Annotated in this window: 22 protein-coding genes, 1 tRNA gene and 1 pseudogene; 12 read left to right on the top strand and 12 right to left on the bottom strand. The window is 72.7% G+C overall.

Going from position 1 to position 22,911, the window contains the following annotated elements:
- A pseudogene (locus tag ACPC54_RS14710) lies at positions 1 to 113 on the bottom strand (ABC transporter ATP-binding protein); the annotation flags it as partial.
- 320 nt (positions 114 to 433) lie between these two features.
- Between ACPC54_RS14710 and ACPC54_RS14705 the strand changes: the two are divergent.
- The 3 genes from ACPC54_RS14705 (at position 434) to ACPC54_RS14695 (ending at position 2,013) form a co-directional block, all read left to right on the top strand.
- Positions 434 to 518 (top strand) — tRNA-Leu (locus ACPC54_RS14705).
- Between the two features lie 137 nt (positions 519 to 655).
- A complete protein-coding gene (locus ACPC54_RS14700) occupies positions 656 to 1,546 on the top strand; it encodes a Bax inhibitor-1/YccA family protein (protein ID WP_498964919.1) in 891 nt (296 codons plus the stop codon).
- Positions 1,547 to 1,647: 101 nt separating this feature from the next.
- The gene (locus ACPC54_RS14695) at positions 1,648 to 2,013 is read left to right on the top strand and encodes a hypothetical protein (protein ID WP_498964917.1); all 366 of its coding nucleotides are present in this window, start codon (positions 1,648 to 1,650) and stop codon (positions 2,011 to 2,013) included.
- Between the two features lie 75 nt (positions 2,014 to 2,088).
- Here the strand turns inward: ACPC54_RS14695 and ACPC54_RS14690 are convergent, their stop codons facing one another.
- The 3 genes from ACPC54_RS14690 to ACPC54_RS14680 all read right to left on the bottom strand — a co-directional run bounded on the left by ACPC54_RS14690 (position 2,089) and on the right by ACPC54_RS14680 (position 5,740).
- Positions 2,089 to 3,030, bottom strand: a complete 942-nt coding sequence (locus ACPC54_RS14690; RefSeq protein ID WP_498964915.1) for a hypothetical protein — start codon at positions 3,028 to 3,030, stop codon at positions 2,089 to 2,091.
- 344 nt (positions 3,031 to 3,374) lie between these two features.
- A complete protein-coding gene (locus tag ACPC54_RS14685) occupies positions 3,375 to 4,595 on the bottom strand; it encodes an acetyl-CoA C-acetyltransferase (protein WP_498964913.1) in 1,221 nt (406 codons plus the stop codon).
- 62 nt (positions 4,596 to 4,657) lie between these two features.
- Positions 4,658 to 5,740 carry an SGNH/GDSL hydrolase family protein gene (locus tag ACPC54_RS14680; RefSeq protein ID WP_498964911.1) on the bottom strand — a complete coding sequence of 361 codons (1,083 nt, stop codon included), beginning with the start codon at positions 5,738 to 5,740 and terminating at the stop codon, positions 4,658 to 4,660.
- A gap of 213 nt (positions 5,741 to 5,953) precedes the next feature.
- On the opposite strand from ACPC54_RS14680, the gene ACPC54_RS14675 reads away from it, so the two are divergent.
- The 3 genes from ACPC54_RS14675 (at position 5,954) to ACPC54_RS14665 (ending at position 9,620) form a co-directional block, all read left to right on the top strand.
- Positions 5,954 to 7,354, top strand: a complete 1,401-nt coding sequence (locus tag ACPC54_RS14675; protein WP_498964909.1) for a cystathionine beta-synthase — start codon at positions 5,954 to 5,956, stop codon at positions 7,352 to 7,354.
- Positions 7,355 to 7,803: 449 nt separating this feature from the next.
- Positions 7,804 to 8,142 (top strand): hypothetical protein, encoded by a 339-nt coding sequence (locus tag ACPC54_RS14670; protein ID WP_045703072.1) that lies wholly within the window; start codon positions 7,804 to 7,806, stop codon positions 8,140 to 8,142.
- Between the two features lie 185 nt (positions 8,143 to 8,327).
- A complete protein-coding gene (locus ACPC54_RS14665; protein ID WP_498964906.1) occupies positions 8,328 to 9,620 on the top strand; it encodes a L,D-transpeptidase in 1,293 nt (430 codons plus the stop codon).
- A 56-nt stretch (positions 9,621 to 9,676) separates the two neighbouring features.
- On the opposite strand, the gene ACPC54_RS14660 is transcribed toward ACPC54_RS14665, so the two are convergent.
- The 4 genes from ACPC54_RS14660 to ACPC54_RS14645 all read right to left on the bottom strand — a co-directional run bounded on the left by ACPC54_RS14660 (position 9,677) and on the right by ACPC54_RS14645 (position 13,772).
- Entirely contained in the window at positions 9,677 to 10,039 is a 363-nt protein-coding gene (locus ACPC54_RS14660; RefSeq protein WP_498964904.1) for a cupin domain-containing protein, read from the bottom strand.
- 140 nt (positions 10,040 to 10,179) lie between these two features.
- On the bottom strand, positions 10,180 to 10,857 hold the full coding sequence (gene msrA / locus ACPC54_RS14655; protein ID WP_498964902.1) for a peptide-methionine (S)-S-oxide reductase MsrA: 678 nt from the start codon (positions 10,855 to 10,857) through the stop codon (positions 10,180 to 10,182).
- Between the two features lie 80 nt (positions 10,858 to 10,937).
- Complete coding sequence (locus ACPC54_RS14650; RefSeq protein ID WP_498964900.1) at positions 10,938 to 12,062, bottom strand: hypothetical protein; 1,125 nt, start codon at positions 12,060 to 12,062, stop codon at positions 10,938 to 10,940.
- A 54-nt stretch (positions 12,063 to 12,116) separates the two neighbouring features.
- Positions 12,117 to 13,772, bottom strand: coding sequence for a M48 family metallopeptidase (locus ACPC54_RS14645; RefSeq protein ID WP_498964898.1), 1,656 nt, complete (start codon positions 13,770 to 13,772; stop codon positions 12,117 to 12,119).
- 169 nt (positions 13,773 to 13,941) lie between these two features.
- Between ACPC54_RS14645 and ACPC54_RS14640 the strand changes: the two genes are divergently transcribed.
- Entirely contained in the window at positions 13,942 to 15,096 is a 1,155-nt protein-coding gene (locus ACPC54_RS14640) for a cystathionine gamma-synthase (RefSeq protein WP_498964896.1), read from the top strand.
- Here the strand turns inward: ACPC54_RS14640 and ACPC54_RS14635 are convergent.
- Entirely contained in the window at positions 15,093 to 15,578 is a 486-nt protein-coding gene (locus tag ACPC54_RS14635) for a MarR family winged helix-turn-helix transcriptional regulator (protein ID WP_498964894.1), read from the bottom strand. The two genes, ACPC54_RS14640 and ACPC54_RS14635, sit on opposite strands and share 4 nt — an antisense overlap.
- Positions 15,579 to 15,701: 123 nt before the next feature.
- Here ACPC54_RS14635 and ilvA point away from each other — a divergent pair, with 123 nt between their 5' ends.
- From ilvA to ACPC54_RS14620, 3 genes are all read left to right on the top strand, one after another.
- Entirely contained in the window at positions 15,702 to 16,913 is a 1,212-nt protein-coding gene (ilvA, locus tag ACPC54_RS14630; RefSeq protein WP_498964892.1) for a threonine ammonia-lyase, read from the top strand.
- A gap of 171 nt (positions 16,914 to 17,084) precedes the next feature.
- On the top strand, positions 17,085 to 18,161 hold the full coding sequence (locus tag ACPC54_RS14625; protein WP_498964890.1) for an ATP-binding cassette domain-containing protein: 1,077 nt from the start codon (positions 17,085 to 17,087) through the stop codon (positions 18,159 to 18,161).
- A 37-nt stretch (positions 18,162 to 18,198) separates the two neighbouring features.
- Positions 18,199 to 19,020, top strand: a complete 822-nt coding sequence (locus tag ACPC54_RS14620; RefSeq protein WP_498964957.1) for an ABC transporter permease — start codon at positions 18,199 to 18,201, stop codon at positions 19,018 to 19,020.
- A gap of 80 nt (positions 19,021 to 19,100) precedes the next feature.
- On the opposite strand, the gene greA is transcribed toward ACPC54_RS14620, so the two are convergent.
- Together greA and ACPC54_RS14610 are read right to left on the bottom strand one after the other, a co-directional pair.
- Entirely contained in the window at positions 19,101 to 19,601 is a 501-nt protein-coding gene (greA, locus tag ACPC54_RS14615; protein ID WP_498964888.1) for a transcription elongation factor GreA, read from the bottom strand.
- Positions 19,602 to 19,860: 259 nt separating this feature from the next.
- Positions 19,861 to 20,274, bottom strand: coding sequence for a DUF4307 domain-containing protein (locus tag ACPC54_RS14610; protein ID WP_498964886.1), 414 nt, complete (start codon positions 20,272 to 20,274; stop codon positions 19,861 to 19,863).
- Positions 20,275 to 20,514: 240 nt separating this feature from the next.
- Here ACPC54_RS14610 and mca point away from each other — a divergent pair, with 240 nt between their 5' ends.
- Positions 20,515 to 21,423, top strand: coding sequence for a mycothiol conjugate amidase Mca (mca, locus tag ACPC54_RS14605; protein WP_498964885.1), 909 nt, complete (start codon positions 20,515 to 20,517; stop codon positions 21,421 to 21,423).
- Positions 21,424 to 21,472: 49 nt separating this feature from the next.
- On the top strand, positions 21,473 to 21,682 hold the full coding sequence (locus ACPC54_RS14600) for a hypothetical protein (RefSeq protein WP_498964883.1): 210 nt from the start codon (positions 21,473 to 21,475) through the stop codon (positions 21,680 to 21,682).
- Between the two features lie 64 nt (positions 21,683 to 21,746).
- Here ACPC54_RS14600 and ACPC54_RS14595 read toward each other — a convergent pair whose 3' ends face one another.
- Positions 21,747 to 22,907 carry an acyl-CoA dehydrogenase family protein gene (locus ACPC54_RS14595; protein ID WP_498964881.1) on the bottom strand — a complete coding sequence of 387 codons (1,161 nt, stop codon included), beginning with the start codon at positions 22,905 to 22,907 and terminating at the stop codon, positions 21,747 to 21,749.
- Positions 22,908 to 22,911 lie beyond the last annotated feature (4 nt).

The raw sequence follows: 22,911 nt of genomic DNA, 5'->3' as shown, positions 1-22,911 counted from the left end.
ACGTCGTCCAGGGCGACGACCCTGGTCTCGCCCTCCCCGTAGACCTTGTTCAGGCCGGTGGCGCGGGCAGCCGCCCGGCCGGTACGGACGGCGGTTGCGGTCGACGTGGTCACGGGAGGGCTCCTCGCTCTGGGCGGTTCACGGGGCGGGATCGGAAGGCGGAAATCGTCCCTTCCATGGTCCGTCGGGTGATCATGGTCCCTCGTCGCTCCGCCGGACGGTTGGGCCGACCACCGCTGGGCGTACGCGGGGACCGGCCCCTCCTCCTCCGGTATGACGTCACCCCTGAGGGAACCGCGCTGGCCTGAACCGGCGCCCTTCGTGGCCGAATTGCGGACTAATCGTCAGATCGCAAGGAAACATGACAACTTCCCTGGCTGGGAACATGCGAAAGGGCGATCCGGGCGACTAGGCTCAGGGGGGTTCGCAGGACGCCCGGATGGTGGAACGCAGACACGGGCAGCTTAAAACTGCTTGGCCGTGAGGCCGTGCCGGTTCGAGTCCGGCTCCGGGCACCACTCGACGGGCGGGGGCGTCGTCGGCGTCCCCGCCGGGCGTCGTTCACCGGATCCTCCTCGCGACGTATCCCGAAATTTTTGCCTTGCCATTACCCTGGTGTGCGGGCGGCGCTGTGCTGCCACGGAGGGAATGAGCAATGAGAAGCAGCAACCCGGTCTTCTCGCGGGAGGGGTCCTTCTCCCGCGACTCCGGCTACGCGGGGTTCGGTCCGAACGGCCAGGCCCCGTACGGCGCCAACGCCGGAGCCCAGTACGGCCAGAACCCCTACGCGGGGACGCAGTACGCCCAGCCGGCGCCGGGTCAGGCTCCGCTGACCGACGAGCAGTTGTACGTGATGTACAACGGCCAGTCGGCCGGCCCCGGGGCCACCGGGCGCATGACGCTCGACGACGTGGTCGCCCGCACCGCGATCTGCCTGCTGACCGTGGTCGCCGCCGGCGCGGTGTCCTGGTTCACGCTGCCCTTCAAGAACTTCGGCTTCGCGGTCGGCGCCTCGCTGGTCGCCGCGATCGTCGGTTTGGTCGTCCAGTTCCGCGACAAGATCAGCCCCGGGCTGGTCCTGGCCTACGCGGCGTTCCAGGGCTTCTTTGTGGGCGCGCTCGCGCACGCCCTGGAGACCAAGCTCCCGGGCATCGCGATCCAGGCGGCCCTGGGCACGGCGGCGATCTCCGGCGCCCTCTTGCTCGCGTTCAAGAGCGGCCGGCTCAGGGTCTCCAATAAGTACCGCCGGATCGGCCTCGCGGTCGGCCTGGCCTTCTCCGTCCTTCTGCTGATCAACTGCGTCGCATGGTGGGCCGGCGGCGGCCTGAGCACCTGGTCCGGTCCGCTGGGCCTCGGCGTCGGCCTGCTCGGCATTGGCATCGGCGCGTTCTATCTGACGCTGGACTTCAACGAGGTCGAGCAGGCCATCGCGCGCGGCGCCCGGCAGGAGGAGTCCTGGAGGGCCGCCTTCGGGCTCACCTTCTCGCTGCTCTGGATCTACGTCGAGATGCTGCGCCTGATCGCCGTCCTGCGCGGCGACGACTAAGCGCACCCCGCACCGCCTCGCCGGGCCCCGGAGCAGCCGCTCCGGGGCCCGGCGGCGTTCCGGGGCCGGGCGGGCGTTCCGGCTGCCCTAGGCTCCTCCTCATGGACGTACAGCCCCTGGTCGAAGCCGTCGAAGCGCTGGCGGACCGGTTCCGCTCGCTGCCGCAGAGCAAGTTGCTGGGCGCGGTGCCCGGGCACGCCTCGCGGGCGGCGGCCGGGCTGGCGCTGGCCCGGCGGCTGGCCGGGCTCGGGCTGGCGGCGGAGGGCGAGCCGGAGCGGGAGGTCCCGGACGTCGGGGTCTTCGCGGTGGGTGACCAACTGGCCGTCGCCGGGCACGATCTGGCGGCCGCGCTGACCGTGCTGCCGGAGGGCGGCGAGGTGGCGCTCCCGGACGGCCCGGCGGCCGCCGCCGAGGTGCTGGCCGGGGCGCTGGCGGCGGTGCGGGAGACGGCGGCGCTCTGCGCGTGAGCGCGGAAAGGCCGGCCGGATCACTGATCCCGTGATCCGGCCGGCCTTTCGTCAACCCCTGCGATCGATTCCGCGTCAGATGCTGGCGACCACCCGGTCGGCGAGCACGTAGACGGCCTCGTCGTCGGTGGAGAAGGTCAGCGAGTACGAGCCGGAGAAGCGCGAGCCGCCGAGCAGCCGGACGTGCTCACCGGCGCGGACGGCGTCGATCAGCCGGTAGGCGGCCTCCCGGTCTCCGGGGGCGACGCACAGGGTGGTGCCGTCCTCGAAGGCGTACACGTCGAGGGTGCCGAGCGGGCCCGGGCGGACGTCGACCAGGGCGACGGCCTGGTCGGCGAGGGCGGCCAGCCGGGTGTCGGTCCACTCGCGGGACGGCGCCTGGCTCGGCACGAAGTCGGGGTGCGAGGGGTGGCGGCGCGGATCGGGCGCGGCGACCGGGGCGTCCTCGACGGCCGGGTCGGCGTCCAGCAGCCCGGCCTCCAGGCCGGTGGCCAGCAGGTCGGCCTCGCGGCGGGCCCGGGCGTCCTTGGCGGTCTCGCCGGCCGGGTGGCCGGGGCGCAGCGGCACGCCGCCCTCGGGGCCCGGCTCGACCGGGCCGGTGCCGTCGTCGTTGATCAGGTCTTCCAGCGCGGAGCGCAGCGCCTCGCCGAACTCCGGGTCCATCGTCCCGGCGTTGTCGGCGGCGTCCTGCGGGCCGATGGGGCGGGGGAAGAAGAGGGGCCACTCGTCGGTGCTGGAGAAGGTTCCGGTGAACGGGGAGTCGAAGAGCGGCGCGTCCTCGGCCGCGCGGGCCTCCTGCTCGGCCCAGAACGCCCGGGCCTCGGTGATCTCCCGCTCGCGGTCGGCGGCCAGGGCCTCGGTGACGGCCCGGCGTATCGCGGCCTCGTCCACCGGGGCGGGCGCGGCCGGGGCCGCGGCCTGCGCGTCCAGCCGGCGGGAGATTCCCCGGAGGCGGAGCAGCACCGCGGTCGACACGGTGATCAGGATCAGCAGCAGGATGGTGTAGACGGCGCTCACGGAACGTACTCCTAGCGAGGAGCGGAACGGGGTTACGTCTCCACACTGCCGCATCCGGGGGTGTTACCGCAGTGGTGAATGTCTAATTTGTCCGGGACTTTCGCCCTTGTCCCCGAATTGTTAGGTAGTCCCGTTCTACGCAGTGCAGTTGATCCGCTCCGCAGTGTCGATTTCCAGGTCGAAAACGAGCGGAAAGAGGGCCGGATCGACCTCGCGGTGTGATCCGGCCCTCAATTACCCTGCGTCACTCCAAATGGGTGGTCCAGACCCTTCCGGGGTGCGGAAGGCGCCCGGACGTGCCTGCGCGGGAGCGGTGCGGGCGTGCTGCGGACGTGCCGCCCGGGTCAGCTGAGGCGCTCGATGACCATCGCCATGCCCTGGCCGCCGCCGACGCACATGGTCTCCAGGCCGAACTGCTTGTCGTGCCACTGCAGGGAGTTGATCAGGGTGGTGGTGATCCGGGCGCCGGTCATGCCGAAGGGGTGGCCGACCGCGATGCCGCCGCCGTTGACGTTCAGTCGGTCCAGGTCGATGCCCAGGTCGCGGTAGGAGGGGATCACCTGGGCGGCGAAGGCCTCGTTGATCTCGACCAGGTCGATGTCACCGATGGTCAGGCCGGCCCGCTTCAGCGCCTGCTTCGAGGCCTCGACCGGGCCGTAGCCCATGATCTCGGGGGAGAGCGCGCTGACGCCGGTGGAGACCACCCGGGCGAGCGGGGTGATGCCCAGCTCGCGGGCCTTGGTGTCGGACATGACGACCAGCGCGGCCGCGCCGTCGTTCAGCGGGCAGCAGTTACCGGCGGTCACGGTGCCGTCCGGGCGGAACACCGGCTTCAGGCCGGAGACGCCCTCCAGCGTGACGCCGGCGCGCGGGCCGTCGTCCGTGCTCACCACGGTGCCGTCCGGGAGCGTCACCGGGGTGATCTCGCGCTCCCAGAAGCCGGCCTTGATGGCGGCCTCGGCGAGGTTCTGCGAGCGGACGCCGAACTCGTCCTGGTCGGCGCGGGTGATGCCCTTGAGCGCGGCCAGGTTCTCGGCGGTCTGGCCCATCGCGATGTAGGCGTCCGGCAGCAGGCCGTCCTCGCGCGGGTCGTGCCACTCGCCGCCGCCCTCCTCGGCGCGCTTGGCGGTGCGGGCGACCGCCTCGTCGAAGAGCGGGTTCTGGGTGCCCGGCAGGCCGTCCGAGGTGCCCTTGATGCTGCGCGAGACGGTCTCCACGCCGGCCGAGATGAAGACGTCGCCCTCGCCGGCCTTGATCGCGTGCAGCGCCATCCGCGTGGTCTGCAGCGAGGACGAGCAGTAGCGGGTGATGGTGGCGCCGGGCAGGTAGTCCATGCCCATCTGGACGGCCACGATGCGGGCCAGGTTGTGGCCCTGCTCGCCGCCGGGCAGGCCGCAGCCGAGCATCAGGTCGTCGATCTCGCGCGGGTCCAGCTGCGGGACCTTGGCGAGCGCGGCCTGGATGATGTGGGCGGTCAGGTCGTCCGGGCGGACGTCCTTGAGGGAGCCCTTGAAGGCCCGGCCGATCGGCGAACGGGCGGCGCTGACGATGACGGCTTCGGGCATGGCGGGCTCCTCGCTGGGTGACGGCGGACTGGCGTCCGGGAGGAAAGTTACCGCCTGGTAGATCAGGCGTCACCCGTACCGGCGTGTGAGCTGGCCGACGTGCTCCCGGGCCCCGTACCTGCAGCCTTCCCGGCCTCCGGGCCGGGCAGACCGACCCCGGGCAGACCGACCCGCAGCCGGTGGCGCAGCAGCGCCCAGCGCCGGCCCGCGCCCTCCGCGTCCATCGCGGCCACCTCGGTGCCCGAGCGCCCGGCCGCCGCCGCGGCGGCCACCGCCACCGGCAGCACCGTGTCGCCGGGGACGGGCGCGGTCGGGTGCTCCTCCTCCGGCCACAGGCCGAGCGCGGCGCAGACCGAGGGCAGCACGGCCATCGCCGCGGTCGCGTAGCCCTGGGCGGACGGGTGGTAGCGGTCGGCGGCGAACATCTCCGGGCGGGCCGCGAACTCCGGGCCCAGCAGCGAGCCGAGCGAGACGGTCCGGCCGCCCGCCTCGACCACCGCGATGGTCTGCGCGGCGGCCAGCTGCCGGCTCAGCCGGCGGGCCACCCAGCGCAGCGGCGGGCGCACCGGCTTGATCGTCCCGAGGTCGGGGCAGGTGCCGACCACCACCTCGCAGCCGTTGGCGCGCAGCGCGGCGACCGCCTCGCCGAGCTGGCGGACGGCCAGCTGGGCCGGGCTGTGCCGGGTCACGTCGTTGGCGCCGATCATGATCACCGCGACGTCCGGGCGCTCCCGCAGGGCCTGCTCCAGCTGGCCGGAGAGGTCGGCCGAGCGGCCGCCGGAGCGGGCCGCGTTGACCAACCGGACCGGGCGCTCGGCCACCGAGGCCAGCCCGGCGGCCAGCAGCGCGCCCGGGGTCTCGCGGGAGCGCAGCACGCCGAGGCCGGCGCCCGTGGAGTCGCCGAGGACGGCCAGCACCAGGGGCCGCTGCGGGGCGGCGTCGCCGTCCGCGAAGGCCTCGCCGTAGACGCCGTCCGCCTTGGGCGGGTGCTCCAGGATGCCGATGGCCTGGACGGCGAGCTTGCTCTCGGTGAGCAGCACGCCCACCAGGCCGACGCCCAGCAGGCCGAGCCCGCCGCCGCCGTACGCCGCCGCGGTGGCGATCCGGCGGGCCACCCGGGCCCGCGAGTCGTGTGCCCCTGGCATGCGGTGCCCCCTTCGCGTCCTCGGGCCGCCCCCTCGGGGCCGCGGCAGTGCTGCACACCCCTCTTACCCGCGCGGGGGGCGGCAGTACCGGTGGCCGGGGCGGGGGTGCGCCATTGGGGGAGCTGTGCAAGAGGGGAATCACGAGTCACCGCCCACGCCCTAGGCTTGCAGTACCGAAAGCACCTGCATGCCCACACAACGGGAGGACCCTCCGTGCGGTACCACAACTCGATCATCGACCTGGTCGGCAACACGCCGCTGGTCAAGCTGAACAAGGTCACCGAGGGCATCAGCGCGACCGTGCTGGCGAAGGTCGAGTACTTCAACCCCGGCGGCTCGGTGAAGGACCGCATCGCGATGCGCATGATCGAGGCCGCCGAGGCCTCGGGCGCCCTCAAGCCGGGCGGCACGATCGTGGAGCCGACCTCCGGCAACACCGGTGTCGGCCTGGCGATCGTGGCCCAGCAGAAGGGCTACAAGTGCATCTTCGTCTGCCCGGACAAGGTGTCCACGGACAAGATCAACACCCTGCGCGCGTACGGCGCCGAGGTGGTCGTCTGTCCGACCGCCGTCGCCCCGGAGCACCCGGACTCGTACTACAACGTCTCCGACCGGCTCGTCCGGGAGACCCCGAACGCCTGGAAGCCGGACCAGTACTCCAACCCGGAGAACCCGGCCTCGCACTACCACTCCACCGGTCCGGAGCTCTGGGAGCAGACCGAGGGGAAGATCACCCACTTCGTGGCGGGCGTCGGCACCGGCGGCACCATCTCCGGCACCGGCGGGTACCTCAAGGAGGCCTCCGGCGGCAAGGTCCAGGTGATCGGCGCCGACCCCGAGGGCTCGGTGTACTCGGGCGGCACCGGCCGGCCGTACCTGGTCGAGGGCGTCGGTGAGGACTTCTGGCCGACCGCCTACGACCGGAACGTCGCGGACGAGATCGTCGCCGTGTCCGACAAGGACTCGTTCCAGATGACCCGCCGCCTGGCCAAGGAGGAGGGCCTGCTGGTCGGCGGCTCCTGCGGCATGGCCGTGGTGGCCGCGCTGGAGGTCGCGAAGCGGCTCGGCCCGGACGACGTCGTCGTGGTGCTGCTGCCGGACGGCGGCCGCGGCTACCTGTCGAAGATCTTCAACGACGACTGGATGGCCGACTACGGCTTCCTGCCCTCGTCCACCGACGAGGCGCACATCGGCGAGGTGCTGGCCCGCAAGGAGACCATCGAGCAGGGCGGCGTCCCGCAGTTCGTCCACATGCACCCGAACGAGACCGTCGCCGAGGCGGTCCGGGTGCTGCGCGAGTACGGCGTCTCGCAGATGCCGGTGGTCTCGCCGGGCGCCGGGCACCCGGACATCATGGCCGGCGAGGTGATCGGCTCGGTCGTCGAGAAGCTGCTGCTGGAGGGCATCTTCGCGAAGGAGATCGAGCTGACCGACACGCTGGACAAGGTGATGTCCAAGCCGCTGCCCGTGGTCGGCTCCGGCGAGACGGTGACCAACCTGATGACCGTGCTGGAGAAGGCCGACGCGGCCGTCGTGCTGGTGGAGGGCAAGCCGCAGGGCATCGTCACCCGCCAGGACCTGCTCGGCTTCCTGACCGGCCGCGCCGCGCACTGACCGGCCGCGCGCCGGCCGGTCGCGCACTGGCCGGTCGCGCACTGGCCGGCGGGGAGCGCCGAAACCGGATGGACTTCGTCCACGGGTGAAGTGGTACACCGGCGTCACGTGACCGCAGCAGCCAGTTAACAACGCTCCGGCATCGTGGTGGTCGACGGCGAGACGCCGGGCGAGGCGGCGGCGGCCGTCCGGGAGCGGCTCCCCGGCGGACGCGGTCGACTCCGGGTGCACCGGGCGGCCTGACCCGCCGCGCTGCGCCCGCCTCCGCGGGAGGCGCCGTCGTCCCGACCCTGCGCCGGTTCCGACCGGCCCGACAGGGTGCGGTGGCTCCCGCGGCCACCAACGCGCCGCACGGCGCGTCTCCGCGGCTCCCGGGTGGGGGAGCCGGCGGGGAGACGGCAGGGCCGGTCCTTCTCCGAGGGGCCGGCCCTTCCCGTACGCTCGCACGCATGACCAGCACTGAAACGACCGACCAGGACGCCCCGCGCTACGTCCGGGTCAAGATCGAGCTCATCGCGGAGATCACCGACGAGGGCGCGCTCAAGGCGGCCGCGCTGCAGCAGGTCGTCGAGGACGAGTACCTCGACGACGACGAGCGGGCGCAGTCCGTCGAGGCCATCGAGGTGGACCCGTCCGGCTCGCTCGCCCACTTCATCGACCCCGTCGCGCTGCTCGGGGACGTCCCGGGCGTGGAACTCGCCTCGGCGACCTGGGAGTCGGCGCAGACCGAGTTCGACCCCGACAACGAGGAGTGGGACGAGTACGCAGTGGAGGAGTCCGCCGAGTAGCGGCTCCTTCCCGCCACCGATCGTGAACGCCCGGCCTGTTCGACGCAGGCCGGGCGTTTTGTCCATGTTCGGTGGGAAGTTGGGTCATCTCATACGATCGCTTACCCTTCGGGGACGGAACCGTGAACGGGCGTATTGCGTTTCTGTATCCGTAATGCCCGGGATGATCAGCAGGGAGACACGACGTGACGGCACGGGACGGCGGGCAGCGGACGGCCGGAGGCAGCTGGAGCCGGCGCGGAGTGCTCGCGGGTCTGGTCGCCGCGCCGGTGCTGCTGCTGGCGGCCTGCAACGACAACGGTGACGGCGGGAGCAACGGCTCCGGCTCCGGCTCCGGCTCCGGTTCCGGTTCCGGTTCCGGCGGCGCGAGCGGCACCCCCGGCTCCGGCGGCACGCCGCGGACCTCCGCCGCCGTCATCACCGTCACCCCCGCGGACGGCGCCACCGGCGCCAGCTTCAGCGAGCCGGTCAAGGTCACCGTCACGGGCGGCACCCTGGGCACCGTCAAGGTCACCGACTCCACCGGCAAGGAACTGGCCGGGCAGCTCGCCGCGGACGGCACCGGCTGGACCTCCGCCACCGCCCCGGCCAGCGGCACCAAGTACACCGTCGCGGCGACCGCCCTCGACAAGGACAAGCTGGAGGCGGACGCCAACGCCGTCTTCACCACGGCGACGCCGGCCAACACCTTCGTCGGCTACTTCACCCCCGAGGACGGCTCGACGGTCGGCGTCGGCATGCCCGTCTCGATCAACTTCAGCAAGCCGATCAGCGACCGGAAGGCCGTCCAGCAGGCGATCACCGTGACGGCCGAGCCGGGCGTCGAGATCGTCGGGCACTGGTTCTCCAGCACCCGGCTCGACTTCCGGCCGCAGCAGTACTGGGCCAAGGGCACCAAGGTCACCCTCAAGCTGCGGCTCAAGGACGTCGAGGGCGCCAAGGGCGTCTACGGCACCCAGTCCAAGGACGTGCGCTTCACCATCGGCCGCGCCCAGACCAGCGTCGCCGACCTCGCCACCAAGAAGCTCACCGTCACCACGGACGGCCAGGTCAGCGCCGTCTACAAGATCTCCGGCGGGGCCCCCGACCACACGACCTGGGGCGGCAAGATGGTCATCTCGGAGCAGTACGAGCAGACCCGGATGAACTCGCAGACCGTGAACCTCGGCAGCGAGTACGACATCGCCGACGTCCCGCACGCCCAGCGGCTCACCACCTCGGGCACCTTCATCCACGGCAACTACTGGTCCTCGCCGTCGATCTTCGGCGGCCAGAACACCAGCCACGGCTGCGTCGGGCTGCAGGACGCCAAGGGCGCGCAGGACAGCGGCACGGACGGCTACAGGTTCTACAAGTCCTCGATGATCGGCGACGTGGTCGAGGTGACGAACTCCGGGGACAAGACCGTCGCGCCGGACAACGGGCTGAACGGCTGGAACCTCGGCTGGGCCGACTGGAAGGCCGGCAGCGCCGTCTGACCCGGCGGGCGCACCACCCGGCGGCCGTCCGCCCCGGCGCGCGGCGGGCGCCGGGGTCAGCGCTTCGCGTAGTCGGCGAAGCCCTGCCAGTCGACGATCACGCAGGGCTCCTCGCCGAGGATCCAGGCGTCGTGCCCGGGCGGGCAGATCATGAAGTCGCCGGGGCCGTACTCGGCCGCCTGGCCGTCGTCCATGACGATCTTCATCCGGCCGGAGACCACGTACCCCAGGTGGGCGGCCTGGCAGCTGTCGGTCTTGGCGATCGGCTTGACGTGCTTCGACCACTGCCACCCCGGCTCGAACACGGCCCGGCCCACCGGGCCGCCGTCCAGGTTGACCAGCCGCAGCTCCCCCTTGCCGTCCTCGAACGGACGGACCTCCTCGGGATCGTCGAAGTTCCGCTGGTAGAGACCGGACATGGCGCACTCCTCTCCTCGGGGCGGGTCCGAGGCCGGCGCGGCCGCCGACGGGCGGCCGCGGCCCGCCCTGCTGGCCATTCCAGTCTGCGCCCGGACCGGGGACCGCTCACCTTGAGTGGCCGACCCCCGGTCGGGCCGGGTCAGCCCTCGGTGCGGGCCACGCCGATCGGGCAGGAGGCGCCGGTGCCGCCCAGACCGCAGTAGCCGCCCGGGTTCTTGGCCTCGGAGAGGTACTGCTGGTGGTACGGCTCGGCCGGGTAGAACGGGCCCGCCGGGGCGATCTCGGTGGTGATCCGGCCGTGACCGAGCGTGGTCAGGGCGGGCTGGAAGGCGTCCCGGGTGGCCGCCGCCGCCTCGGCCTGGGCGGGGGAGTGGGTGTAGACCGCGGACCGGTACTGGGAGCCGACGTCGTTGCCCTGGCGGTTGCCCTGGGTCGGGTCGTGCGCCTCCCAGAAGGCCTTCAGCAGCCGCTCGTAGGAGATCACCGCCGGGTCGAACACCACCCGGACGGCCTCGGTGTGCCCGGTCAGCCCGCTGCACACCTCCTCGTACGTCGGGTGGGGCGTGTAGCCGCCCTGGTAGCCGACCAGCGTCGTCCAGACGCCGGGCAGCCGCCAGAAGGTGCGCTCGGCGCCCCAGAAGCAGCCCAGCCCGAAGTCGGCCACCTCCAGACCCTCCGGGTACGGGCCGGTGAGCGGGTGGCCGAGCACGGTGTGCGGCTCGGTGAGGGTGAAGGCCGACTCGTTGCGGCCGGGCAGCGCCTGGTCGGCGGGGACGAGCGAGGTCTTGTGGCGGTTGAACAGCACGGCCTGCTCCATCGGGTCGGGAAAGGTGGCTCAGGGTGAAACGCGGACGGCCGCCCCCGGATTCCGGGAGCGGCCGTACTGGGCCGGGCCGCCTACGAGGCCGCGGCGACCGCGCCCCGGACCGCGTCGATCCGCAGGTCGACGAAGGCCTGGCGGGGGTCGTTGAAACCGTTGAACGGCGGCGGGATGACCGGGCCGAGCGCCTGGTACTGCGCCAGCGCCTCGGTGTGCCGGCCGGCCTTGGTCAGGGCGTACGCCAGCCAGCCGCGGGTGTAGGTGACGCGGATGTTCTCCGGGTCGGCGGCGGCGAGGTCGGCGAGCGTCGCGTCCAGGGCGGCGCCGACCTCGGGGCTCTGCCAGGAGGCGGGGGTGTTCTTGCCGTCCCGGACGAACTGCTCCCAGAACGCCGACAGCTTGAGCGGGGTGAGCAGGCTGCCCGCGGGGGCGGCGGCGATCGCGCCGTCGATGAAGGCGTGCATCAACTCGTGGCTGCCGTGCCATTTCTGGCACCAGTACTGCAGGGCCCGGTCGTGCGCGCCCCAGTTGTGGGGGTCGCGCTCGGTCAGCTCGGCCCAGAGCTCGCGGAAGCGGTCGTTGGGGTAGTTGAGGCCCATGGCGACGGCGATCCGGGCGGCGTACGGATTGGGGTCCTCGGGGGCGAGGGCGGCAGCCTCCTCGCAGGCCGCCTCGGCCTGGAGCAGGACGCGGTGGAAGCCCTCGAACTGCTCCCGGCTGACCTCGCTGGCCCGGGCGCTGCTGCGGATGTTCCAGGCCAGGAAGACCAGGGCGTTGGCGTTCACCAGCGCGGCCGTCGGGTCCTGCGGGTGCTCCGTGCGCCAGGCGCGCAGCCAGGTGTCGTCCTCGGCCGCCAGGCCGGCCGCGCCGTACAGGCGCCGCCCGCGGACGTCGAAGGTGGCGCCGCCGCGGATGTAGGCGGCGATCGGCTGCCAGTCGCCGGTCTTGGCGGCCTCCAGCGCGGCCGCCTCCTCGGGGCCGGGGTCGCCGAACACGACGAGGTCCTTGCCGAGGATCAGCCCGTGGTCCTCCGGGTAGATGGTGTTCTTCGCGCGCTCCTCGTCGGCCACGCGCCCCTGGTGCCGGGCGATGGTGGCCTTGGCCTGCTCGACCTGGGCCAGTTTGCGCTTGGCCAGCCGGGTCATGACGACCGGGAACAGCAGGACGAGGCCGATGACGGCGAAGATGATGATGCCGATCAAGGAGGATCCTTCCGGGGGGAGCTCGGGGGGAAGTTGTCGGGGCCGGGGGCCGGGTCAGGCGGTCGGGACGGCGGGCGACGGGAGGCCGGCGGCAGTGAGCAGCGCGCGCAGCGGCGCGGTGTCCGCCCCGTCCCGGCAGGCGGCGTCGAGGGCCGCGTCGAGGCCGTCCTCGAAGCCGTCGGGCAGCCGGAGTTCGGCCGGCCCGGACCAGGAGAGCTCCCAGCCGGCCAGGCCGGCCTCGGCCAGCGCGACGAGGGCGGCGTGCGCCAGCTCCTCGCGCAGCACCGGGCGGGCGAACTCGCGGGCGGCCCTGCCGGTGGCGGCGGCCGCCTGCTCGCTCTTCGGCAGCCGGTCGGTGAACTCCCACGCCCGCCCGGCGTCGACCGCGTCGAGCAGGCCGTGGACGCCGGCCGGCAGGCCGAGCGCCGTCAGTGCCGCGTACGCCGGGGCGGCCGCCTCGCGGGCGCGCGCCAGCATCGCCGCGCGGACCAGCTCGGGCCACTCGACCCGCTGCTTGCCGGCCGCCTCGGGGACCAGCGAGACGACCTCCAGCTCGGCCAGCACCCGCTCGGCGTCGTGCAGCAGCGCGAGCGCGGGGCCGGCCGCGCCGGGGCCGCGCCCGTCGTCGGGCAGCGCCTCGATCGCCGCGATCCGCAGGGCGATCGGCGGGTGCGAGTCGTACGGGTCGGGCTGCTCCGCGGGCGGCTCCAGCGCGAACTCGGCGAGCTCCTTGCGCCGCTCCGGGTCGCTCAGCAGGTGCTGCAGGCCGCCGTAGACCTGGCCGGGCGGCGGGAGCAGGCCGGCGTCCCAGCCGATGGTGGCGTAGCGGCTGAGGTAGAAGCCCTGGGCGGAGTCCAGCACCGGCATCCGGCGCAGCGCCGAGGCGGTGGCGTCCCGGCCCGCCAGCTGGGCGGCGACCCGGTCGGCGGCGTACTCCTGGCGGCGGCCGACCGCCTCGGAGACCCGGAAGTAGAGCTTGGCGTACAGGGTGAAGAGCTTGGCGAGGGCCCGGTCGACGCCGCCGTTGGCCTCCGCCCCGGACGGTTTGCGGCCCTTGGCCAGCCGCTTCTCGGCCTTGGCGGCCAGCTTGGCGGCCTCCTCGGCCTTGTGCTGGTCGGCGCGCTGGTGCAGGCCGCCGATGGTGTGCAGGACGGCGCGGCGGCCGGCCACGGTGACGGCGGCCAGCTTCACGTCCCGGTTGCTGTAGTGGCCGAACTCGTGGGCCAGGACGGACTCCAGCTCGCCCTCGGTGAGGCCGATCAGCAGCGGGGCGCCGACGACCAGGTGGCGCGGGCCGGGAACCAGCCCGAGCATCCTGGTCTCCTCCCGGACGCCCGCGTTGACCTCGGGCACGAGCCGGATCTCGGCCGGTCCGCGGACGCCCGTCCGCTCGGCGATCCGGTCCACCACGGCCCACAGGGCGGGCTGGCGCTCGCGGGTGAGGGGCACGCCGGGCAGCTCGCCGTCGTCCGCGCGACGGCGGGTCAGGAAGACCACCCGGAGCACCGGGTAGGCGATCGCGGCGCTCAGCGCCCAGACCTTGACCAGCGCCGGGTGGAAGCGGTCCGAGGCCTGGAACAGGGCCACGTCGATGGCGAGCAGGCCCCCGATGATGCAGACGGCGAGCAGGTAGAAGCCGGCGAGCAGGGCGACGGCCGTGACGGCCCGCCCGGATGCGCTCAGGCCGGTGGAACGCTCGGGCGCGCCCATGCGGTCGGTCCTCCCCGGGGCGCGACGGCAGGGCGGCGCGCGGTTGTTGCACGGTGAACAGGTGTACGGCAGGTGCAGATGCTAGCGGTGAGCCCGGGACGGCCGCACCGGGGATCCGACTCGGCCGTTCCAGCGAGCGCGCGGGCGTTCGGCCATTAGGCTCGGAGCCATGACCGAGCACCAGCTTCCCCAGGGCTTCGAGACCCTCGCCATCCACGCGGGTCAGGAAGCAGACCCCCAGACCGGGGCCGTCGTCACGCCGATCTACCAGGTGTCCACCTACAAGCAGGACGGGGTGGGCGGCCTGCGGGGCGGCTACGAGTACAGCCGTAGCGCCAACCCGACCCGTACCGCGCTGGAGGAGTGCCTCGCCGCGCTGGAGGGCGGCTCCCGCGGCCTCGCCTTCGCCTCCGGCCTGGCCGCCGAGGACACCCTGCTGCGCACCATCCTCAAGCCGGGCGACCACATCGTGATCCCCAACGACGCCTACGGCGGCACCTTCCGGCTGTTCGCCAAGGTGCTGACCCGCTGGGGCGTCGAGTTCTCCGTCGCCAACACCCAGAACCTGGACGACGTCCGCGCCGCGCTGCGCCCCAACACCCGCGCGGTGTGGGTGGAGACCCCGTCCAACCCGCTGCTGGGCATCACCGACCTGGCCGGCCTCGCCGAGGTCGCGCACGGCGCCGGCGCGCTGCTGGTGGTCGACAACACCTTCGCCAGCCCGTACCTGCAGCAGCCGATCTCGCTCGGCGCGGACGCGGTCGTGCACTCCACCACCAAGTACATGGGCGGCCACTCGGACGTGGTCGGCGGTGCGCTGGTCCTCGCCGAGGCGGGCCTCGGCGAGGAGGTCGCGTACCACCAGAACGCGATGGGCGCCGTCTCCGGGCCGTTCGACGCCTGGCTGGTCATGCGAGGCATCAAGACGCTCGGCGTCCGGATGGACCGGCACAGCTCCAACGCGGAGAAGGTCGCCGAGCTGCTGACCGGCCACCCCAAGGTGAGCCAGGTGCTCTACCCGGGCCTGCCCGAGCACCCCGGCCACGACATCGCGGCCAAGCAGATGAAGGCCTTCGGCGGCATGGTGTCGTTCCGGGTCGCCGGTGGCGAGGAGGCGGCCGTCGAGGTGTGCAACCGCGCGCGGTTGTTCACCCTCGGTGAGTCGCTGGGCGGCGTCGAGTCGCTGATCGAGCACCCGGGCCGGATGACCCACGCCTCGGCGGCCGGCTCGCCGCTGGAGGTGCCGGCCGACCTGGTGCGCGTCTCGGTGGGCATCGAGTCGATCGACGACCTGCTGGCCGACCTCACCCAGGCGCTGGGCTAACCCGCCTGCCCCTGCTGGTCCGCCGAGTACGACTCCATCGCGAGGTTGAAGCGGGCCAGCAGGGTGCAGAACGCGCGCTGCTCCTCGGGCGGCCAGCCGGCCGTCAGGCGGCGGGTCAACTCGGCTCTGCCGTCGCGGACTTCGGCCAGCCGGCCGGAGCCGACCGGGGTCAGCGCGAGCCGTACCGCGCGGCGGTCGGCCGGGTCCTGCACCCGGCCGACCAGCCCGGCCGCGACCAGCGGGGCGACCTGCCTGGTCACCGTCGAGGAGTCCACGCCGAGGGCGTCGGCCAGCGCTTTGACGTTCGCCGGCCCGTGCCGCTCCAGGCGGTCGAGCAGCAGGTAGGCGGCGCGGTCCAGGGCGCCGCCACCGCCGGAGGTCCGGACCTGCTCCATCCGGCGGGAGAACACCGCCAGCTGGTACTGGAGTTGGGCGTGCAGGGGGTCGATTCGGTCGGTGGCCTGGGGCGAGGTGGTCGTCATCGCGGCTCACGATCGGTGTGCTGGTGAGGGAGGCTCAGGAGCAGCAGCGTACGCGGGCCGGGCGGGCCCGGGAACAGGCCCGGCGTCCCGGATCGCGCGTGATCCTGGTCCTAGGCTGGCGCCATGCACACCTGGCCGATCACCCTCGACGACGTCCGCGGGGCCCAGAAGATGCTCGCCGGGGTCGCCCGGGTCACCCCGATGGAGGGCAGCCGGTACCTGTCCGGGCTGGTCGGCGCGCCGGTCCACCTGAAGTGCGAGAACCTGCAGCGCACCGGCTCGTTCAAACTGCGCGGGGCGTACCTGCGGATCGCCGGGCTCTCCCCGGTGCAGCGGGCCGGCGGGGTGGTGGCGGCGAGCGCCGGGAACCACGCCCAGGGCGTGGCGCTGGCGGCCGCCCTGCTGGGGGTCCGCTCGACGGTGTTCATGCCGCTCGCGGCGCCGCTGCCGAAGGTCGCCGCCACCCGGGACTACGGCGCCGAGGTGCGGCTGCACGGGGCGACCGTGGACGAGGCGCTGCAGGCCGCGCAGCGGTACGCGGAGGCGACCGGCGCGGTGTTCATCCACCCCTTCGACCACTGGGACGTGGTCACCGGCCAGGCCACGGTGGGCCTGGAGATCCTGGAGCAGTGCCCCGAGGTGCGCACGATCCTGGTCGGCGTGGGCGGCGGCGGGCTGCTCGCCGGGATCGCCGCGGCGGTCAAGCCGCTGCGGCCGGACGTCCGGGTGGTCGGGGTGCAGGCGGCGGGCGCGGCCGCGTACCCGCCCTCGCTGGCGGCCGGGCGGCCGGTGTCGCTGGAGCGGTTCGCCACGATGGCGGACGGGATCATGGTCGGGCGGCCCGGGGACATCCCGTTCGAGGTGGTCAACACGCTGGCGGACGGCATCCGCACGGTCTCCGAGGACGCGCTGTCGCGGGCCCTGCTGGTCGGCCTGGAGCGGCTGAAGCTGGTCGTCGAGCCGGCCGGGGCGGCGCCGATCGCCGCGCTGCTGGAGCATCCGGATTCGTTCGAGGGCCCGGTGGTGGCGGTGCTGTCCGGCGGCAACATCGACCCGCAGCTGATGCAGCGGGTGCTGCGGCACGGGCTGGCGGCGGCCGGGCGCTACCTGTCGCTGCGGGTGCGGCTGGCGGACAAGCCGGGCTCGCTGGCGGACCTGCTGGCCGTGCTGACCAGGGTGGACGCCAACGTGCTGGACGTCGCCCACGTGCGGACCGACCCGCGGCTGGGGCTGACCGAGGTCGAGGTGGACCTGCACCTGGAGACCAAGGGGCCGGAGCACTGCGCGCTGGTGCTCGGGGAGTTGAGGGACGCGGGGTACGTGGTCGCCGACTGAACGGCCCCGTTCGTTCCACGGGAATTCCCTTGACGCGATGTATCGCGAGTTGCCAGACTCACGATACATCGCGTTCTGTGTTCGGTGGGCGAGAACCGAGTCGCCCGCGCACCCGAAAGAGGGGCAAAGTGAGACAGATCGCTCCATCCGTCCGATGAGATGAGGCAGGTCATGGCGCCAGCCATCCAAGCCGAGAATCTGGTGAAGACCTTCGGCGACGTACGTGCCCTCGACGGCGTCAGCCTGGACGTCCCCGAGGGCACGGTGCTCGGGCTGCTCGGGCCGAACGGCGCCGGGAAGACCACCACCGTCCGGGTCCTCACCACCCTGCTCCGCCCCGACTCCGGCCGCGCGGTGGTCGCCGGGGTCGACGTCCTCAAGCACCCCAACCGGGTGCGCAGCCTGATCGGCCTCTCCGGCCAGTACGCGGCGGTCGACGAGTACCTCACCGGTTTCGAGAACCTCACCATGGTCGGCGAGTTGTACCAGATGAGCGCCCGCGCCGCGAAGGCCCGGGCGCTGGAGCTGCTGGAGTGGTTCAACCTCACCGAGGCCAAGGACCGCACCGCCAAGACGTACTCCGGCGGCATGCGCCGACGCCTGGACCTCGCCGCCGCGCTGGTCGTCCGGCCGCCGGTGATGTTCCTGGACGAGCCGACCACCGGGCTCGACCCGCGCAACCGGCTCGCGCTCTGGGAGGTCATCGAGACCCTGGTCGAGCAGGGCACCACGCTGCTGCTCACCACCCAGTACCTGGAGGAGGCCGACCGGCTCGCCCACGACATCGCCGTGGTCGACCACGGCCGGGTGATCGCCCGCGGCACCGCCGACCAGCTGAAGGCGCAGATCGGCGGCGAGCGGATCGAGCTCGTCGTGCACGAGCCCGGCGAGATCGCCGACGCCGTCGCGGCGCTGTCCCGGTACGCGCTCGGCGAGCCGACCGTGGAGCGCAACACCCGGCGGATCACCGTGCCGGTCAGCGGCGGCGCCCGGGTGCTCGCCGACGCGATCCGCGAACTGGACGGCCGCGGGATCGAGATCGACGACATCGGGCTGCGCCGCCCGACGCTCGACGACGTCTTCCTCACCCTCACCGGGCACGTCGCGGAGGCGGCCGAGGACGAGGGCGGCGAGGGCGCCGGGGGCCGCGGTCGGGGCCGGGGGCGGGCGGGCGCGGGCCGGGGCGAGGGCCCCGACGACCGCGGACCGGACGAGCAGCGGGCCGTCACGGCCGGGAAGGAGCAGTGAGGTGAGCGCCTCCACCGCACACGCCATCGGCGCGGCGATGCCCGCCCCGCGCCGGGGCCTGGCCGCCACGCTGCACGACTCCTGGGTGGTCGCCAAGCGCAACCTGCGCCGGATGACCCGGATCCCCGAGATCGTCGTCTTCGGGCTGATGCAGCCCGTCATGTTCGTGCTGCTGTTCTCGTACGTGATGGGCGGCGCGATCCGGATCCCCGGGACGGACTCCAGCTCGAACACGTACATCCAGTTCCTGATGGCCGGCATCTTCGCGCAGACCGTCACCTTCGCCACCGCCGGCGCCTCGGCGGGCATCGCGGAGGACATGACCAAGGGCCTGGTGGACCGCTTCCGCTCGCTGCCGATGGCCCGCTCGGCGGTGCTGGTCGGGCGCACCCTGGCGGACCTGTGCCAGACCGCGTTCACCGTGGTGGTGCTGGGGCTGGTCGCGCTGCTGGTCGGCTGGCGGATCCACGACGGGGTGTTCAAGGCGCTCGGCGCCTTCGGCCTGCTGCTCCTGCTCGGCTACGCGTTCTCCTGGATCGGCGCGCTGATCGGCCTGTCGGTGCGCAGCCCGGAGGCGGCCACCTCGGCCGGGCTGATCTGGCTGTTCCCGCTGACCTTCGTGTCGAACGCCTTCGTGCCGGTCACCTCGATGCCGGGCTGGCTGCAGGGCGTCGCCTACTGGAACCCGTTCAGCGCGACCGTGCAGGCCTGCCGGGACCTCTTCGGCAACCAGGTCGGGCCGGTGGACAGCGCCTGGTCGATGCAGCACGCGGCGCTGGTGTCGGTGCTGTGGTCCGTGGTGATCACGGCGGTGTTCTCCTGGCTGTCGGTGCGCAAGTACCGCTCCGCGGCGGGCTGAACCGGGCCGTGGCACGCCGGAGGGCGGCCGCCCGGTCCTCACGGGACCGGGCGGCCGCCCTCGGCGCGGTTCGGGGTGGGTCAGCCGGCGTGCGGCACGACCTTGATGATCTTCACCATGGCCGGCTTGCCGTTCGGCAGGTCGTAGGTGGCCTCGTCGCCGATCTTCTTGCCGTCGATCGCGCGGCCCAGCGGCGACTGCGGCGAGTAGACGTCGAGGGTGTCGGAGCCGGCGACCTCGCGGGAGGCGAGCAGGAACTCCATCAGGTCGTCCTCGTCGCCGTCGAAGGCGACCGTGACGACCATGCCCGGGGCCACCACGCCCGAGTCGGCCGGGGCCTCGCCGACCTTGGCGCGCTCCAGCAGCTGGGTCAGCTGGCGGATGCGGAGCTCGGTCTTGCCCTGCTCCTCCTTGGCGGCGTGGTAGCCGGCGTTCTCCTTGAGGTCGCCCTCCTCGCGCGCCGCCTCGATCTTCTCGGCGATCTCGATGCGCCAGGGCCCGGTCAGATGGTCCAGCTCGGCCTTGAGCTGGTCGTAGCCGGCCTGAGTGAGCCAGGTCACGTTCTCACTGGTCTGGGTCACGGGTGCTCCTCGTAGGTGCGGGGCGGTGCTGAGGGTGTGAGTCGTCAGCAGGGTCGACGGTGATTTCGGTCTCAACTACAAAGCAACGCCCGCTCCCGTACCATCCGGTGCGGAAGGGGCGAAACCACGAGCCTAACAAGTCCTGCCGACAAGCGGGAGGGCCGTTGGCGCGCCGTTGACGGCGGCGTTACGCCACGGTGTACGGGAAACGTTCGGGGGACCTCCTACCGATGCCCGCTCCGCCGCTCAAATATGCGCCTCACTCGGCCGGCGTGCAGTGCAGCAGCTCGGCGGTGGTGCCGCGGGCGGTGGTGCGCAGGACGACGTCGGCCTCGTAGCCGGAGCCGGCCGCCGGGACGGGGAAGTCCGCCACGCCGACCACGCCGTGGTCGTCCCCCTGCGAGCGGACGGTGCAGGTGCCGGCCGTCCCGTCGCTCTTGTGCACGCTCAGGTGCAGCTGCACCTCGGAGTCGGAGACCACCTGGAAGGTCGGCACCGAACCGTTGATCTGCGACTCGCGCAGCAGGTAGGAGCCGCCCAGCCAGGCGATCAGGCCCAGGGCCAGGACGCCGCAGACCGCGCCGACCACCTTCAGGCGGCGGTCCGACTCGCCGTCGCCGCTGCGGCCGTAACGGCCCTCGGGCGGCCGCTGGGCGGTGGTGTCTGCAGTCATCGGACTTTGTCCTCTCCTGGGGAGGGGCCGCGCGGGCGGTGCGGGGGAATGCGACGCGCCTCCAGTCCGTCACTATAGGAGGGGCACGCCCGCAGCCGGTCCGGCGGGGGCGGAGCCCGGCCGCGCCGAGGACGGCTCGCCGGCCGGTTCCGCGGCGGCGTGACCCCGTACCGAGCGGTTCGAACGGTGGGCAGACCGGTCTTCGCGGGACGCCCGAGGATGTGGAAGGAACGCAAGGCGTTGACTGAGCAGTTGCGACTGATGGCGGTGCACGCCCACCCGGACGACGAGTCCAGCAAGGGCGCGGCCACCATGGCCATGTACGTCGAGCAGGGCGTGGACGTGCTTGTGGCCACCTGCACGGGGGGCGAGCGCGGGTCGGTTCTCAACCCCAAGCTGCAGGGGGACCCCTACATCGAGGAGAACATCCACGAGGTGCGGCGCAAGGAGATGGACGAGGCGCGCGCCATCCTCGGCGTGAAGCAGGCCTGGCTGGGCTTCGTCGACTCCGGCCTGCCGGAGGGGGACCCGCTGCCCCCGCTGCCCGAGGGCTGCTTCGCCCTGCAGGACGTGAAGGAGGCGGCCGAGCCGCTGGTCCGGCTGATCCGCGAGTTCAAGCCGCAGGTCATCACGACCTACGACGAGAACGGCGGCTACCCGCACCCGGACCACATCATGACCCACAAGATCACCATGGTGGCCTTCGACGCCGCCGGTGACCCGGACGCCTACCCCGAGGCGGGCGAGCCCTGGCAGCCGCTGAAGGTCTACTACAACCACGGCTTCCCGATGGGCCGGATCCGGGCCCTGCACCAGTACCTCACCGAGCACGGGCACGACTCGCCGTACGGCGAGTGGATCGAGGGCTGGGAGAAGAGCGGCCGCAAGGAGCGCGAGATCACCACCCGGGTGCGCTGCGACGACTGGTTCGAGACCCGGGACCGCGCGCTGATCGCGCACGCCACCCAGATCGACCCGGACGGCCCGTGGTTCCGGGTGCCGCTGGAGGTCCAGCGCGAGGTCTGGCCCACCGAGGACTACGAGCTCGCCCGTACCCTGATCGATGTGGACCTGCCGGAGGACGACCTGTTCGCCGGTGTGCGCACCCCCACCCTGGCGGCCGAGGCCGTCGGCGACACGCGCGACTGAACCACCCCCCGATGGCCCGGCTCCCCGTGAGCCGGGCCACCATAGAGATATGAGTGCCCCCGTGAACCTCGTCCACCTCGCCGCAGACCTCGCCGTCGACGACGCGAAGGTCACCCCCGGCCTGCTCGGCTTCGTCGTCTTCGCCGCCCTCGGCGTGGCCACCTGGTTCCTGGCCAAGTCGATGAACCGGCAGTTCAAGAAGGTCGACTTCACGGAGGAGCCGGCCCCGGAAGGAACGGCCGGCGGCCCCAAGGAGTGAACGACGGGCCCCGGCCCCGCGCCGGACGCGCGGGGCCGGGGCCCGTCGGACGTGCCGGCCGGTGCTACGAGCGGCGCGGGACGGGGATGACGTAGCGGCTGAACACCAGGTCGCGCAGGACGTCGTCACCGCCCTCCACCACCGAGATGTAGCGCATGTCCCGCATCAGCTTGTTGATCGGCGACTCGTGGGTGTACCCGAGCCCGCCGAACATCTCCGAGCCGACCGTGGCGATGTCCCAGCCGGTCTGCCCGCAGAACATCTTGGCGGTCAGCGCGGACTTCAGGGTCCCCTGCCGGTGCCACAGGTCGGCCGCGTCCGGGCTCGCCATCACCGCGTCGTAGTCCCGCCCCGCCCGCAGCAGATGACTCTTCATGACGTCGATCTGCATCTCCATCTGGCCGAGCTTGGCCGCGAACACGGGGTTGTCCAGCAGGACGCCGTCGCGCAGCGGCTTGGTCTTGGCATAGGTCATGCACAGGTCGCGGATGCGGCGGGCGATGCCGAGCGCGGTGGTGGCGATCAGGATCCGGCTGGCGTTCAGGCCGATCTCCAGCAGCCGCAGGCCCGAGCCCTCCAGCCGGTTGGCCACCGGCACCCGGCAGCCCTTCAGGCTCACCTGGTAGGTGAACGAGGAGCGCACCCCGATGACGTCCCAGCGCTTGACGATCTCGATGCCGGGGGTGTCGCGCGGGATCAGCACCATCGAGGACTGCTCCGGGTCCTCGGCCGAGCGGCCGACGACCAGCAGGAAGTCCGCGAAGTCGGTGTTGGTGGAGAAGAACTTCTCGCCCGTGACGACGAGTTCGTCGCCGTCCACGGCCACCACGGTGTCGATCTTGCCGAGCTCGCTGCCCGCCACCCGCTCGCTGCCCAGCGTCGCGCAGAACGAGCCGCGCTCGGCCATCGGCGCCAGGTAGCGCTTCTTCAGCTCCTCCGAGCCGTACAGCTCCACCATGCTGGTGCCCAGCACCGAGATGAACAGCGTGAACGCCACCCCGGCGTCCCCGTAGGCGAGTTCGTTGACGAGCTCGACCCCGTCCTCCAGGCCCAGCCCCCGGCCGCCCAGCGACTGCGGCAGCCACCAGTTCGCCAGCCCGGTCTCCCGGAACCGCTCGTACACCTCCGAGGGCTTGTCCTCGAACGCGTCCAACTCGGCGTACCGGCCGTCCAGATGCTGCTTGACGAACGCGCGTACGGCCTTCAGGTCTTCAGTCTTCATCATCCCA

The sequence above is a fragment of the Kitasatospora sp. NPDC094028 genome, assembly GCF_049543595.1.
GTDB lineage: Bacteria > Actinomycetota > Actinomycetes > Streptomycetales > Streptomycetaceae > Kitasatospora.
Note: the sequence above shows the minus strand (reverse complement) of the source record. Positions and strands in the feature narration are given on the sequence as shown.

Excerpts from the sequence above, each read along its gene's own strand:
- ACPC54_RS14625 (WP_498964890.1), top strand. The coding sequence starts at position 17,085 with ATGGCGCCAGCCATCCAAGCCGAGAATCTGGTGAAGACCTTCGGCGAC.
- ACPC54_RS14685 (WP_498964913.1), bottom strand. The coding sequence starts at position 4,595 with ATGCCCGAAGCCGTCATCGTCAGCGCCGCCCGTTCGCCGATCGGCCGG.
- ACPC54_RS14645 (WP_498964898.1), bottom strand. The coding sequence starts at position 13,772 with ATGGGCGCGCCCGAGCGTTCCACCGGCCTGAGCGCATCCGGGCGGGCC.
- ilvA (WP_498964892.1), top strand. The coding sequence starts at position 15,702 with ATGCACACCTGGCCGATCACCCTCGACGACGTCCGCGGGGCCCAGAAG.
- ACPC54_RS14700 (WP_498964919.1), top strand. The coding sequence starts at position 656 with ATGAGAAGCAGCAACCCGGTCTTCTCGCGGGAGGGGTCCTTCTCCCGC.
- ACPC54_RS14695 (WP_498964917.1), top strand. The coding sequence starts at position 1,648 with ATGGACGTACAGCCCCTGGTCGAAGCCGTCGAAGCGCTGGCGGACCGG.
- ACPC54_RS14635 (WP_498964894.1), bottom strand. The coding sequence starts at position 15,578 with ATGACGACCACCTCGCCCCAGGCCACCGACCGAATCGACCCCCTGCAC.
- ACPC54_RS14600 (WP_498964883.1), top strand. The coding sequence starts at position 21,473 with ATGAGTGCCCCCGTGAACCTCGTCCACCTCGCCGCAGACCTCGCCGTC.
- ACPC54_RS14670 (WP_045703072.1), top strand. The coding sequence starts at position 7,804 with ATGACCAGCACTGAAACGACCGACCAGGACGCCCCGCGCTACGTCCGG.
- ACPC54_RS14610 (WP_498964886.1), bottom strand. The coding sequence starts at position 20,274 with ATGACTGCAGACACCACCGCCCAGCGGCCGCCCGAGGGCCGTTACGGC.
- ACPC54_RS14660 (WP_498964904.1), bottom strand. The coding sequence starts at position 10,039 with ATGTCCGGTCTCTACCAGCGGAACTTCGACGATCCCGAGGAGGTCCGT.
- ACPC54_RS14640 (WP_498964896.1), top strand. The coding sequence starts at position 13,942 with ATGACCGAGCACCAGCTTCCCCAGGGCTTCGAGACCCTCGCCATCCAC.
- ACPC54_RS14680 (WP_498964911.1), bottom strand. The coding sequence starts at position 5,740 with ATGCCAGGGGCACACGACTCGCGGGCCCGGGTGGCCCGCCGGATCGCC.
- ACPC54_RS14620 (WP_498964957.1), top strand. The coding sequence starts at position 18,199 with ATGCCCGCCCCGCGCCGGGGCCTGGCCGCCACGCTGCACGACTCCTGG.
- msrA (WP_498964902.1), bottom strand. The coding sequence starts at position 10,857 with ATGGAGCAGGCCGTGCTGTTCAACCGCCACAAGACCTCGCTCGTCCCC.
- ACPC54_RS14595 (WP_498964881.1), bottom strand. The coding sequence starts at position 22,907 with ATGATGAAGACTGAAGACCTGAAGGCCGTACGCGCGTTCGTCAAGCAG.